The organism is Dyadobacter sp. BE31 (assembly GCF_031457695.1).
Classification (GTDB): domain Bacteria; phylum Bacteroidota; class Bacteroidia; order Cytophagales; family Spirosomataceae; genus Dyadobacter.
This window is the reverse complement of record NZ_JAVDXA010000002.1, coordinates 444,870-458,099: the sequence shown is the minus strand read 5'-3', so window position 1 is coordinate 458,099 and position 13,230 is coordinate 444,870. Positions and strand designations below refer to the sequence as shown.

The window sequence follows — 13,230 nt, the reverse complement described above, 5'->3', positions numbered from 1 at the left end:
AAAGTGGAATAACAGCCGGCCTTTTGACTACCGCTCTGATTATCAACTCTATGCCTCGCAGGAGCTTAAAGATTTTGCAAAATTGCCCCATAATCGATTTCGGGCATTCCCATCGCCGTACCTTCCACCCGGTAAGTGGAAACATCCGTAATGCCAGTGTAAGCACCGAGTACTGCTTTCACGTAGGATTCTATAAATTCGTGACCGTCAGGCCAAAACGCCTGCCTTCCACCCGATGCTATCGCCAGGTATACCTTCTTGTTCTGAAAGCAGCCTGTTCTTGAACCATCTTCGTTGAACCGGTAGGTAAGCCCCACGCGCACCAGCTGATCGAGCCAGGCTTTCAAGGGCGCGGAAATGCCCAGGTTATGCATCGGCGTGCTGATGACAATGATATCCGCCGCGTCGATTTCGCTGAAAATGGCGTCGGCATAATGCAGCAAATGCCTCCCTTCGTCCGATATCGCATCCGCAGGCTTGTAGAACTCCCCGATGAGCTTTTCGTCCAGAAACGGCGGGGGCATTCGGGTCAGGTCCCGTTCTGTGACCATGCCGATCTCCTTTCTGTCGGTTAGTTTTTTGATGATTGCTGCGCTCAGGCCCCGGCTGTACGACTGCGCGCCCCGCGCACTGGATGTAATGTGTAATGCCCTTTTCATTTTGTGATGACTTTTTATCCCCATGACGACCCGCATTTCGAAACGGGGACAAAAGAGCAGCCGGAAATACCGACTAACTCACCATCCCTGCCGCCAAGGCCGATTCCGTATCATTGGTCCGATACAACTGCTCCGGAACGGACGCCAGCTTGGAAGGGTGTACCTGCGCTCCCAGGCCGTAAAACTGCTGAAAGCTCATCATAAGCGGTCTCCATTTATCGGGATCAACATGATTGGGATTCTCGTCGGAGACGATCGACTCATCCAAATGAACCCGGAGAATTTTCAATTCGAGCGTCACGCTCCGGATGTTCCCGATACCTGTTTCGGCCGCAAAAGGATGAATCGCCACGAACGCGGCTTCCAAATGCACGGGGCATTCTAAAACCCGCGGCGCCTTCACGATCGTGGATGCGATGGGGGTCAAACCGGCCCTGCCGAACTTATCGGCTTCATGCTCGTAGCCCTTCAACACTTTCCCCGCGGGCACGGGGTTGCTTCCCGTCAGGAGCGCAAGCCTGTCGACCGCCCCCACCTGATCCACCGACGGAAGGTTAAGTACGCATTCCTTCGTCCGCAGGATGTTTTCCGTTGTCTTCGAATGGGCCGCAATGCCGATCATACAGCGGTAGCCGAGCCAGAACACCGATGAAATGGGGGCAAGGTTAAAGGTATCGTCGTCGTTGGTGGTGCCTACTAACACGACCGGCGTACCAAAATACAGAATGGACGGGTTGCTGATGTGATGCATTTTCTGGTTGTTTTTTCTTCAAAACAGGCCAATATTTTATCGCCTGCAAACCCGTTTCTTGCGGCAATTCCATTTCCATATAGTTGACTTTGTCAACTATATTCCTCTCCTTTGTACAGCCGAGCCAGTTTCCATTGGACCGTCGGCCAATTTTCAGCACAATTCCATGTTAATCAAACCAATGAATTCACCCCATTCAACAAATCCGCTTCTGTCGGATGTTACAATAAGAAACACGCTCAGGCCAGGCGACCTCGGGCTGATCGCTTCCATTCATGGTGATATTTACGCCGAAGAATGTGGCTATGGTTTGAATTTTGAGGCTTATGTTTTGAAAGGCCTGGGTGAATTTGCGCAGCAATACGACCCTGTAAAAGACAAACTATGGATTTGCGAGCACGAGGACCGGATTGTGGGTTGCCTGGTTGCGCAGCACCGAGCCGACGCCATCCAGCTCAGGTATTTCATTTTTTTACCCAAATACCGGGGTATCGGCCTGGGCAAGAGATTGATGGGCGAGTTTATGGACTTTATGACGTCCTCGGGCTGCAAACACGCTTACCTTTGGACGACGGAGGAGCAGCAATCGGCAGTAGCATTGTATGAGCGATATGGCTTTGTGCTTGCCGAACAAAAGCAGTCCAACGCATTCGACAAGGTATTGACCGAGCAGAAATACGAATTAATATTAAACCAATAGGACCATGACAAACCAGCAAATTCTGGAAATCAGGAGTTTCAACAGATTCTATACCGATTTGCTTGGGTTGCTCGACAGTCACCTGCTGGATAGCCCCTATTCGCTCGCCGAAGGTCGGATACTGTTTGAAATCGCTTCGCATGGCGAGTGCCGGGCGTCGGATATCATCGAAACGCTGAACATCGACAAAGGCTATCTGAGCCGCATCCTGAAAAAGTTCGAAAAAGAAGGACTGATTGAGCGAAAAGCATCCGAAAACGACAAACGCGCCTCGCTGCTTTCGCTCAGTCAGTCGGGAATTAAGGTTTTTAAACAGCTGGATTCCGCCTCCAACCAACAAATTGAAAAGATCGTCTCCCGTTTAGGTCAGCCGGAATTAGAAGCGCTGGTGGGATCGATGACGCAAATCCTGCAAATCTTACGGTAGGCTGTATTACCCTTTGTTCTCAGAGTACGTCGGTGATCATTTTATTAACCAGCAACCACTTTCCACCAATTTTGTGAAAGGAAAGGTATTCGTGGTATAGGAAATCGTACATTCTGACCCTTACCTCCGCTATGGCGATGGAGTTGGTAACCCTTATATCGAGAACCTCTCCTTGAAACGGCTTACCCGACGCTTTGGGACTCTGGCGATGGGCCACGCCATCCAGATATTCAGTCAGCGTTTTAGCATATGGTTGTCCTTTCACATCGCCCCACAGCAAGATCCCCGGGTGATATATGTCGCGAAGCTGTTCCACACCACCGTTATAAATTCCATTGAAATATTCGCTTTCCAATATTCTGGATATGATCAGTGAATCTTCTTTCGACGTTTCCATTTTCTTTTGTATTTGGGCCTCGCCGCTGTATTGCAACAGCAGCAAGGCGATGAATACTAACTGCTTCATTTTTCAGCTTTTCCGCGAAATGATTGAAAAGCATTGCGTAACTCCTCGGCAAAAACCTCTGGTTGCTCCCAGGCTGCGAAATGCCCGCCTTTCTCCAATTTATTGAAATAAATCAGTGTAGGATACGCACGTTCGGCCCAGCTCCGAGGCACAGCATAAATTTCATCGGGAAAGGCACTCACCGCCACGGGAATTTTCAAGCCTCTCGGATCGAAGAAACCACCCCTAGCGCCCTGGGAAGCCTCCCAGTAAAGCCGCGCGGACGAGATGCCGGTGCGGGTGAGCCAGTACAGGGTGATGTTGTCCAGGATATCATCCCGGGTAAGCCCCTCCTCTTTTCCGTCGAATACCCGTGCTATGAGTTTGTAGCTCCGGTCGTCGTGATCGAGCATCCAAGCTGCCAGACCTATCGGCGAGTCATCCATCGCGTACAAAGTTTGGGGCCGCAGGCTCATTTCGCTGGCGTAGCCCAATCCTTTTTTGTAAAAAAAATCCAGTTGCTGATAGGCGTTCCGTTCGTCTGCAGAAAGCCCTTCGGGTAGGGTGCCGCGACCAAGGCCTTCGAAATTTCGGCCGGGACGGTGGCGGCCATATTGGTATGGATGCCGAGCAGCCCCGGAGGAGCGATCAGCGCCATGTTTTCGGAGACTGCATTGCCCCAGTCGCCGCCCTGCGCTACGTATTCCTTATAGCCCAGCCGCTCCATCAGCGTGATCCACGCTTTGGCCACGCGAACCGGGTTCCATCCGAGTTCCGCAGGTTTGCCGGAAAAACCATGACCCGGGATCGACGGGATCACAACGTCAAACGCGTCTTCCGCTTTACCGCCGTATTGCACGGGATCGGTCAGCGGGCCGATGATTTTGAGCTGCTCAATCACCGAGCCCGGCCAGCCATGCGTAATGATGACCGGCAATGCATTTTTATATTTCGACCGGACGTGGATGAAGTGAATATCCACGCCATCAATATTGGTGATGAACTGTGGCAATGCATTCAACCTCGATTCGATGTAACGCCAATCGTATTTTGTCGCCCAATATCCGGCAAGCGCCTTCATGGTGGCGCGTTGCACACCCTGGGTTTCATCGGTAACGAGTTCTTTATCGGGCCACCTCGTGGCCTTGATCCGGTGTTTGAGATCCGTGAGTTCCGCATCGGGAATATGGATCAGATATGGGCGGACGGATGCATCATCAGATTGTCCTTTTTGGGCTGCGACCGGCGCCACTGTCACCAGCCCTGCGGCCAGCAATCCTGCGGCGATTATTTGCTTTTTCATATTGCTTCATGTCTAAATTGTGACACAAAGGAATAGTAGAAACACCGGCTCATTACGTGACCTATATCACAATTCTTTGACGCTCAAAAGCACTGGATTCCAGTCGGAACGGCTACTACCGATGCCGGATTTCCAGCACTACCGTGAGTCGATTTTGCCGCTACGAACGGAAAAGTGATACATTTGGAAGCTAAACGTTCCATTCCCGCTGAAATGACCATCCGTCCTTACCAGGCTTCCGATTATTCCGGGTGTATCCGGGCTTTCGAAGGCAATCATCCCGAGTTTTTTGCAGATCATGAAAAGGCTGAGTTTCAGGAGCTGCTCAATGGCCTTTCGGAGTCAAATAAAGAGGAGCCTGTTTGCTATTATGTAGTTGAAATAGAGAATCAAATAGCGGCTTGCGCGGGATTTTACTTTCCCGACAACCAACCTGCCACGGCCGGGCTTGTATGGGGTATGGTGGCTCGGGAGTTTCATCGGAAGGGCATCGGGAAGCAGCTGTTAACCTTTCGTTTAAACAAAATCCAGGAGCTTCGCCCGGGTGCGTCCGTCATCCTCGACACCACACAGCTGAGTTTTCCATTCTTTGAAAAGCTGGGGTTTCGCATTACCCAAATCACCAAAGATTTCTACGCACCGGGCCTCGACCGCTATGACATGATCCTGGCCCCCCCGGTAGTTCCTGTATAAGTAAAACAATACTCCCAATCATTTGCCATGACTCCAAACACCTCATCAATCCCCACCTTATTCGACTGGGCCGGCGGAATGCCTGTTTTCGAAAAACTGACTCGCCTGTTCTATCAAAAAGTCCTGAAAGACCCGGTTCTGGAACCGGTCTTCAAACATATGTCACCCGACCATCAGTTACACGTGGCGCATTTTCTCGCCGAAGTACTGGGTGGGCCGGAATGGTATAGCACCTCGGAAGGCAGTCATTTCAAAATGATCCAAAAGCATTTGGCCAAACATCTTACCGAACAACATCGCCAGCGCTGGGTTTCGCTGCTCTTGGAGACGGCCGATGAAATCAAGCTACCCGACGATCCCGAGTTCCGTTCCGCATTTGTCGCCTACATCGAATGGGGCACACGGATCGCGGTTATTAACTCAAACAGCGACGACCTGCAAATGAACCCCGACGAACCGATGCCTAAATGGGGATGGGGCGTGCCCGGAGGCCCCTACCTGGGATGATGGCTAACCTCGCAGAGATAAAATGTGAATATCAAACCAAAAAATATAACTTTGTCAAAAATGTAAACTTGACACCTCTTCACTAAAATGTCGGATAGCGGACGGGTCACTGACCAGCAGTTGCTGGAAGCTTTATGCTCAGGTCAGGAATGGGCATTTACCGCTGTTTACGACCAGTACTGGTATCCGATGTACAAGGCCGCCTTTCACAAAATCGGGCAGCGACACATTGCGGAGGAGATCGTGCAGGACATTTTTACACGCCTCTGGAACGAGCGTGCCAACCTCAGGACCACCACACTGAACTACTACCTTTTCTCCGCCGTGCGGTTCGAGGTTATAGACCACATCCGGAAGGCCGGGCCGAGAAGCAGGTACCTGGCCTATTATCAGGCATTTGCAAGCCAGCACGAACATTATACCGAAGACGAGGTCGCCTACAACGAGTTACTGCGCAACATCGACGAAGGCCTCAAACCGTTCCCCGCCAAAACCCGCGAAATGTTCAAATTGAGCCGGGTCGAAAGCTGGACCGTCGCCCAGATCGCAGAGTTCATGAATTTGTCGGAAAAGACGGTCGAGTACCACCTGGGAAAGGCTTCCAAGGCGGTCCGCGAGTACCTCAACGAAACCTTGCTCCTGCTCCTCCTCAGCATTTTCTCCTGATTTCCATTTCCAAAGGCGTTGCATTTTTTAAGGAACTTTGGCGCCCTACCATTCATTTTACATAAATTTTCCCAGTTATTTTAAAAACATTCAGGGACTATCCGTGATCAATACGGTTTAGGGATTGGATCAGCAAAAGCATCCTGAGCCCCTGAACCTATGAGCTACGACGAAATTGAAAACTTGCTTTTAAAGTACCGCGAGGGTAAATGCACTCCCGCGGAAAGAGACCGCATCCATGCCTGGTACGACCAGGTACAAAGCGGCGCACCGCAAACCGAACTCTCGGAGAGCGAAAAATCGGTCCTGAAAGCACGGATGTGGAGCGCTATCCAGCACGAAAGAAAAACGGCCGGACGGATCAGCGCATTTTTGCCGCGCTTGTCGCCCGCCGTGGTGCGTATGTTTGCGTCGGTTGCGGCGGTATTAATTATCTCGCTGTGGTTGCTCGAAACAAATCGGGAAGGCCCGGTTTCCGCCACTAACAATACCACCCGGCCGATGCTCGTCAAACTCGGCGATAGCAGTGAGGTAACTCTCGCTCCCGGAGCCGGACTCATTTACGCCCGTCAGTTTTCGGCCTCGAAGCGCGAAGTGCAGCTCAAAGGCGACGCTTTTTTTAGTGTTACCAAAGACAGCCTCCGCCCGTTTTTTGTGTACAGCGGAAAGCTCGTAACGCGCGTGCTCGGAACCAGTTTCTCGGTAAAGGAAGCAAAAAAAGAGCGCCAAATGCAGGTTGAAGTGGTATCCGGAAAGGTCTCCGTATTCGAAAACGAAAACGTCGGCACCAAAGAACCTGCCTCCCAAATGAAGCACCCGTTACGCAAAGGAGTCATTCTGACCCCGAACCAGCGCGTGACTTACTTTGAGAGGAGCGGAGATTTGACGACGAGCCTCGTGGACAAGCCGGTACTGCTCTCCACCCACACGGAGCTGCGCCCGGCGATTTTCAAGAACATGGTATTACCCCAAGTGATTCAGTGGCTGGAAGATGCTTACGGGGTAGATATCGTAGTGTCGGGCGAGGCCGTGAACGAATGCAGATTTACCGGGGACCTCACCAATATGTCACTGTTTGACCAGCTGGACCTGATTTGCCAGTCCAATGACGGCTCTTACCAGGTTCAGGGGACGCGCATTCTGGTTTCTGCTCCCGGCTGCAAGTGATTTTTGTTTAACCTAAATACCGTCGTATGCATTAAACCTGTCCCGAAGTCCAAAAAAAGAAACCGGCAGAAAGCTACCCTGCCGGTCAGTACTGTCCCACTGCCGGAAATCCGCCAAGATGCGGCAGCAGGGTATTCATTAGTTATAAAAAACCTTTCTAAACTATGAAAAAAAACCGATACCGAAAAAACCGGGCATCGCTTTGCTTGCTCATGAGAATTTCTTTGACTCAGCTTATCTTTTCAATCGTCTTTTCCAGTCTCACGTACGCCGCGCACACCAGCAAGGCGCAAGAGGTATTGGAACGGAACGTCACGCTTCACGCCGACAAGGTGGAACTGGCAACGATACTCGACCAGTTGGAGCAGAAAGCGAATGTAAAATTTGTGTACAGCAATAAGGCCATCCGCGCCGGCCGTCAGGTCGCGATCCACGTCGTCAACCAGAAACTGGCGGCTGCATTGCAGACCTTGCTGATACCTCTTCAGATATCCTACCACGTGACCCCGTCGGGACGTATCCTGCTCAAAGCCAACAAGGAACTGCAAACCAAAAGTGCCGGGCACCCCTCCGAACAAATGAAGGATATGCTGGCGCACGTGCTGAAAGGTAAGGTAAGCGACGAAAACGGCGGAGGCCTTCCGGGTGTGAGCGTGCGCCTGAAAGGCACTCAGCTCGGAACATTGACCGACGCTTCCGGCAACTTCGAGTTCGAGGTTGGCGATCAGGAAGCCGTACTGATATTCAGTTTTGTAGGCTATAAAACGCAGGAAGTCGCGACAGGCGACAGGGCGGTGATCAACATATCGATGGTCCCGGACGACAAGTCGTTGAACGAGGTAGTCGTAATCGGGTACGGAAGCTCGCGGAAGCAGGACGTGGTAGGTTCGGTGGATATCGTTGCTTCGAAAGACGCCGGCGCCACTACTGCTACCAACCCTTCGCAGCTGCTGATCGGAAAGTCGGCGGGTGTGCAGGTGCTGCAATCGAATGGAACGCCCGGCTCCGACGCCCAGATCCTCATTCGCGGTACGGGGTCTTTCACCGGTGTTGATCCTTTGTATGTGATCGACGGTATCCAGGGCAGCAAAACGATGTTCAATACGCTGGCAACGCAGGACATTGAAAACATTACGATCCTAAAAGATGCTTCGTCCACAGCCATTTATGGCTCGGCCGCTGCCAATGGTGTAGTGATCATCACTACCAAAAGAGGCAAATCGGGCGCACCGCGTATCAATTTCAATACGCAATGGGGCGTTGCCAAAGCCTGGAAGACGCTGGATTTGCTCAATGCTTCGCAGTACATCGACCTTTTGAAAGATTTCGCGGCTACTACCAATTCGGCCCTGCCCGCAAAGTTCAATACGTCGGAAGTAACCACCGACCGTACCGACTGGCAGAAAGAGATATTCAGATCGGGACTCGTTTCGCAAAACGATTTGAATATCAGCGGCGGCAGCGAAAAAGTGGCTTATAATTTTTCATTGGGTTATATCAAACAAAACGCCATTGTCAGAAACTTCTCCAACAGCAGGCTGAACGCCCGTTTCGCATTGGACGAAACCCTGGGCCGCTTCCATTTGGGGCAAAGCCTGAACATCCGCTATACGAAGGACGACGGCCAATTAGCCAGTATTTCCGACGCGGTTTACTATGCGCCCTACAAACCTATTTTTGATCCAACAATCCCGGGCGGCTACTCCAATACAACCAACGTCGACGATTTCAGCAATGGGAACAACCCGCTTGCGGCTATTAACCTGAACCACCCCATTAATACCGGGTTTGTGTTCTTTCCTCAGGTTTTTGCCGAAGTGGATATCATTGCCGGTTTGCGTTTCCGCACGCAGCTTTCGGCCGAGATCGGCGGCGGCAAGAGCCGGAGTTATCAATATGGCTACACTGGGGGTAACAACCTGACCAACCCGCAGCAAGCAACGCTGGGTTTCAGCAACTATTCCTTTTACACGCTCGAAAATTACTTTTCCTATAATAAGGTATTTGGAAAACACAGTGTTTCGGCAACGCTCGGTAACAGCTACCTCGACCCGGGGAATTCGTCGGGCCTGAATGCAACCGGCACCAAAATCCCGAACGACGCCATTCAGAACATCAGCGTAGCGCAGTCACAGGCCGTTACCGGCTCCAACTATGGCTATGCGCGCTCGTCGGTGATCTCCTACTTTGCACGCCTGGGCTATACTTTCGACGACAAATACATTCTTACGGGAAGCTTCCGCCGCGACGGCGCTTCGAACTTCGGTGCCAACAACCGTTTCGGGAATTTCTATGGGCTCGGCGCTGCCTGGCGCTTTGTGGATGAAGACTTTGTCAAGAACAGCCTCAATTTCCTGAGCGATGGCAAGGTACGGTTCGGATTGGGCAGAACGGGTAACAACACCATCCCGACCACCGGCGTCACATCCGTACTCACTTACAGCGGTGCCCCAAATGGTAACCTGGTGTATTCACTGGGCACCAATGAAGGATTTTATCCCGGTACGACCATCAACACGCTGTCCAACCCGAACATCCGCTGGGAATCGACCGACCAGACCGACATCGGCCTCGACCTCGGGTTCCTCAGCAACCGTTTGAGCGTTACCGTCGACTGGTACAACCGCAAAAGCTCCGGATTGCTTGTGAGCGTGCCGGTTTCCGGAAGTACCGGCGCATCCGCCAGCGGCGGGCAACCCAGCAAATATGCCAATGCAGCCAGTGCGCAAAACAAAGGCGTCGAGTTTTCGGTCGGCTACCGCGATCAGGCCCGGGGCGGGTTCCAGTACAATGTGAGCGCGAACCTGGCCTACAACAAAAACATCGTCAACTCTCTTGGAAGCGAATTTGCCGCGCCTATCCAGGCGGGCGCATTCAGCAACCTCCCTACATTTACCTACACGGCTGCGGGCTCGGCGATCGGGTCGTTTTTTGGTTATGAAGTTTCTCACGTAGCCAAAGACCAGGCGGAAATCGACGCATTGAATGCCAAAGCGGCTGAACAGGCCGGCGACGCCACTACCAAATATCAGGCGGGCCTGCTTCCCGGAGATTTTATTTTCAAAGACCTCGATGGCGACGGCAAGGTGACTTCCACCGACCAGAAAATCCTGGGTAACCCTATCCCGAAAATCGTGTACGGTTTCAATGCAGGTGTGAACTACAAAGGCTTCGATCTGAATGTGGTCGTCTCGGGTGTTTCCGGTTTGAAAATTGTGAACGCATTTAAGTTCGTGACGGAAAATGAATCCACGGGCCACAATGCTTCTACCGAAATTCTGAAAAGATGGCGCAAACCCGGCGATGTGGCCGAGCTTCCGCGTGCGGGACAGAGCGCTACGGGCGATGGTAACCTGCGCCCTTCCGACTGGTGGCTCGAAAACGGCTCCTACCTGCGCCTGCGCAACGTGACGCTGGGCTATACCCTACCCAAAGGCGTGATCGAAGGCATTGGCGGTGGCAAGGTGTTCAAAAGCATCCGCGTGTATGCGGCAGCCCAAAACCTTCTGACCTTCACCAAATACAAAGGGTATGACCCTGAGGTGAGCACCCAGAACGGCGGCAGCTTCATCTTCTCGCGCGGTATCGACGACCGCCAGCAGTTGCCGCAGCCAAGAACATTGCTTTGCGGCTTGCAGCTTGGGTTTTAATGGTTAGAAGAAAACTTACTTGAAGTGAACATGAAAAAGATCATATATTTTCTGACAGGACTGATTGCCGCTTTCCAGCTGGCCGGATGCGATGAATCCAAACTGGACCTGGAAAGCCAGAGCGCCTACGATTACAAAACCTATTTTACCTCGTCCGAAGGGCTTAATCAGGCGGTTATCGCCACCTACGCCACATTGCTGCACAATGGCCTCTGGGCGCGGGAGTACTACTTCATTTTCGATTTGCTCGGATACGAAGCCAAGAAAACGACCAACCTGCAAGGCGACATGGCCCAGCTGGCCGATTATTCGTTCGGCACAAGCCAGGCGCAGATCAGCCAGCTTTGGAATAGCCTTTACCGGCTGATCCTCCGGTCGAATGTAGTAATCGACCGGGCGGGTGTGTGGAACCCCACCGCCGCCGCCGACCAGCAGGCTGCGAAGCAATACATTGCCGAAGCACGGTTCCTGCGGTCGTACGCCTACTTCAACATTGTGAACTTGTGGGGTAAGGCACCGCTGATCACCGCTTACGACAGCACCGTTGCCAACAACTACCCTTCCCGGTCCTCGGCAGAGGCGATCTGGGCGACGATCGAAAACGACCTGAAACTGGCTGCGGCCGATTTGCCGGTGACTTACGATGCCGCCACCGGCCTCGGCAGGGCAACCAAAGGGGCAGCCGTAGCATTGCTGGGCAAATCCTATTTGTACCAGAAAAAATGGGCACAGGCCGAAACCACATTGGCGCAGCTGACAGCGGCTCCATTCACCTACTCGCTCGATCCGTCGTATGAGAACCTGTTCAGCTCGACGAACCAGAGCAGCCCGGAAAACATTTTCCAGATCATGAATGCCAAATGGACCGACTGGGGCATTGGTAACCAATACTACGTGTTCGGCGGACAGGAAACGTGGGGCGGCAAGGCCACCCACTCCGACCGTGCGCAGGAATATGGTTTCAAGGACTGGTTTAATGTGTATGTGCCTACCACGACCGTCAAATCATTCCAGTATCCCCACCCGGCCACCAGCGCCAACTACGTGGACCCGCGTGCGAAGTTTACGTTCTATGGCAGCAAGGAGAGCGGTGGCGACACGCAATACTGCCAGAAATGCGCAGGCGGCGCGATCGACTTTCCGTTCAAGGCGGACGATCCCCAGGGATATTATGTTTGGAAAAAATACCAGTATTACAATGAAGTAGCCTCCTACGGCGGGCCGCAAAGCTCGATCAACGGGCAGGTAATCCGCTTTGCCGATGTGTTGCTAATGCTGGCCGAGGCACAAATTCAGCAGGGGAAAACCGGCGCCGACCCGCTGGCACTGATCAACCAGGTTCGCAAGCGCTCGGGCGCCGTCGCGTACACGTCCCTGGGCGCGCAGGCCGACGCGATGAAGCTCATCATGCGCGAACGCCAGGTCGAACTTTGCGGCGAACAAAGCCGGTATTTCGACCTGATCCGCTGGGGAATTGCCAAGCAGACGATCAACGCGCAACGTGCCGCCGAGCCGGGTGACGGCAAGCAGCCTTTCCAGGACAAAAATGTCCTTCTGCCGATCCCCGACGTAGAGAAAAACTACAATCCCAACGTGGCCAAAGACATAGCTAACGGCTGGAACTAGTCGGTACACAATCCTGAAAAACCACAGTGCAAAGGAGCTCAGCTTCCCAAGCGCTGTGGTTTTTTATTGCCTATGGATCGGCATTGCTCATCGGGAAGCGAGCCCGGAAAGCTGGTGCTGGGTGGGATTTGTCAAAGGATCGACGGCGCCGAACTGCCGTAAATGGTGGTCCGAATGCTTGTAGGCAAATATCCCGATTTGCTCCCGCGTCATCTTGCCGAAAAAATCATGAATGAAATCCGGATTGGAAAAGTGCTCGTACGCGGTGATACACCGGATCCAGATTTGCTTTTGCCGTTCCAGGTCGCCGTCCAGCTCTTTGACGATAAAGTACCGGCTGGTCGGGGCGTTCTTTTGAATGGGCCGGTCGTCTTTCACGAACGTTTTCAGGGCCATTCTGCCAAAAATCCACCCGATTAATTGCTGTTTGTACTTCGGTTGGTGAACGCCCAGTACCCACTCGTCCCAGATGATACAATGCTTCGTCATTTGGTATACATTCATTTTACCCCATTGCGCCGCATTGCTTTTTTCGAGTGACTGGATCCTTCTGATCAATTCTTCCCGGGTGGCTGCATCAAAGATCGTTTTCATAGTTTGTTTTTGTTTTGTGATAATGCAAAACTAGCGGTGCCC

14 protein-coding genes are annotated in these 13,230 nt (G+C 52.4%); 8 read left to right on the top strand and 6 right to left on the bottom strand.

What is annotated here, in order from left to right; genetic code table 11:
* Window positions 1–65 precede the first annotated feature (65 nt).
* Window positions 66–659 carry an NAD(P)H-dependent oxidoreductase gene (locus J2Y43_RS10800; RefSeq protein WP_309982248.1) on the bottom strand — a complete coding sequence of 198 codons (594 nt, stop codon included), beginning with the start codon at window positions 657–659 and terminating at the stop codon, window positions 66–68.
* 73 nt (window positions 660–732) lie between these two features.
* Complete coding sequence (locus tag J2Y43_RS10795) at window positions 733–1,410, bottom strand: flavin reductase family protein (protein ID WP_309982245.1); 678 nt, start codon at window positions 1,408–1,410, stop codon at window positions 733–735.
* A gap of 181 nt (window positions 1,411–1,591) precedes the next feature.
* Between J2Y43_RS10795 and J2Y43_RS10790 the strand changes: the two genes are divergently transcribed.
* Window positions 1,592–2,110 (top strand): GNAT family N-acetyltransferase, encoded by a 519-nt coding sequence (locus J2Y43_RS10790; RefSeq protein WP_309982244.1) that lies wholly within the window; start codon window positions 1,592–1,594, stop codon window positions 2,108–2,110.
* A 4-nt stretch (window positions 2,111–2,114) separates the two neighbouring features.
* Entirely contained in the window at window positions 2,115–2,537 is a 423-nt protein-coding gene (locus J2Y43_RS10785) for a MarR family winged helix-turn-helix transcriptional regulator (RefSeq protein WP_309982242.1), read from the top strand.
* A 19-nt stretch (window positions 2,538–2,556) separates the two neighbouring features.
* Here the strand turns inward: J2Y43_RS10785 and J2Y43_RS10780 are convergent, their stop codons facing one another.
* Genes J2Y43_RS10780 through J2Y43_RS10770 form a run of 3 tightly spaced genes read right to left on the bottom strand, consistent with a single transcriptional unit; the run spans window position 2,557 to window position 4,285 of the window.
* Window positions 2,557–3,003, bottom strand: coding sequence for a nuclear transport factor 2 family protein (locus J2Y43_RS10780; RefSeq protein WP_309982240.1), 447 nt, complete (start codon window positions 3,001–3,003; stop codon window positions 2,557–2,559).
* Window positions 3,000–3,428 carry a hypothetical protein gene (locus J2Y43_RS10775; protein WP_309982238.1) on the bottom strand — a complete coding sequence of 143 codons (429 nt, stop codon included), beginning with the start codon at window positions 3,426–3,428 and terminating at the stop codon, window positions 3,000–3,002. Before J2Y43_RS10775 ends, J2Y43_RS10780 begins: the two co-directional genes overlap by 4 nt.
* Before the next feature lie 26 nt (window positions 3,429–3,454).
* On the bottom strand, window positions 3,455–4,285 hold the full coding sequence (locus tag J2Y43_RS10770; protein ID WP_309982236.1) for an epoxide hydrolase: 831 nt from the start codon (window positions 4,283–4,285) through the stop codon (window positions 3,455–3,457).
* Window positions 4,286–4,468: 183 nt separating this feature from the next.
* On the opposite strand from J2Y43_RS10770, the gene J2Y43_RS10765 reads away from it, so the two are divergent.
* The 6 genes from J2Y43_RS10765 (at window position 4,469) to J2Y43_RS10740 (ending at window position 12,594) form a co-directional block, all read left to right on the top strand.
* Window positions 4,469–4,978, top strand: a complete 510-nt coding sequence (locus J2Y43_RS10765) for a GNAT family N-acetyltransferase (RefSeq protein WP_309982233.1) — start codon at window positions 4,469–4,471, stop codon at window positions 4,976–4,978.
* Between the two features lie 27 nt (window positions 4,979–5,005).
* Window positions 5,006–5,485, top strand: coding sequence for a group II truncated hemoglobin (locus J2Y43_RS10760; protein ID WP_309982231.1), 480 nt, complete (start codon window positions 5,006–5,008; stop codon window positions 5,483–5,485).
* An 87-nt stretch (window positions 5,486–5,572) separates the two neighbouring features.
* Entirely contained in the window at window positions 5,573–6,151 is a 579-nt protein-coding gene (locus J2Y43_RS10755; protein ID WP_309982228.1) for a sigma-70 family RNA polymerase sigma factor, read from the top strand.
* Window positions 6,152–6,310: 159 nt separating this feature from the next.
* Window positions 6,311–7,318, top strand: a complete 1,008-nt coding sequence (locus J2Y43_RS10750; RefSeq protein WP_309982226.1) for a FecR family protein — start codon at window positions 6,311–6,313, stop codon at window positions 7,316–7,318.
* 164 nt (window positions 7,319–7,482) lie between these two features.
* Window positions 7,483–10,968: a TonB-dependent receptor gene (locus J2Y43_RS10745; protein WP_309982225.1), complete on the top strand. Its 3,486-nt coding sequence runs from the start codon at window positions 7,483–7,485 to the stop codon at window positions 10,966–10,968.
* A gap of 30 nt (window positions 10,969–10,998) precedes the next feature.
* Complete coding sequence (locus J2Y43_RS10740) at window positions 10,999–12,594, top strand: RagB/SusD family nutrient uptake outer membrane protein (RefSeq protein ID WP_309982223.1); 1,596 nt, start codon at window positions 10,999–11,001, stop codon at window positions 12,592–12,594.
* A gap of 87 nt (window positions 12,595–12,681) precedes the next feature.
* Here J2Y43_RS10740 and J2Y43_RS10735 read toward each other — a convergent pair whose 3' ends face one another.
* Window positions 12,682–13,188 carry a DUF1569 domain-containing protein gene (locus J2Y43_RS10735; protein ID WP_309982221.1) on the bottom strand — a complete coding sequence of 169 codons (507 nt, stop codon included), beginning with the start codon at window positions 13,186–13,188 and terminating at the stop codon, window positions 12,682–12,684.
* Window positions 13,189–13,230: the final 42 nt, after the last annotated feature.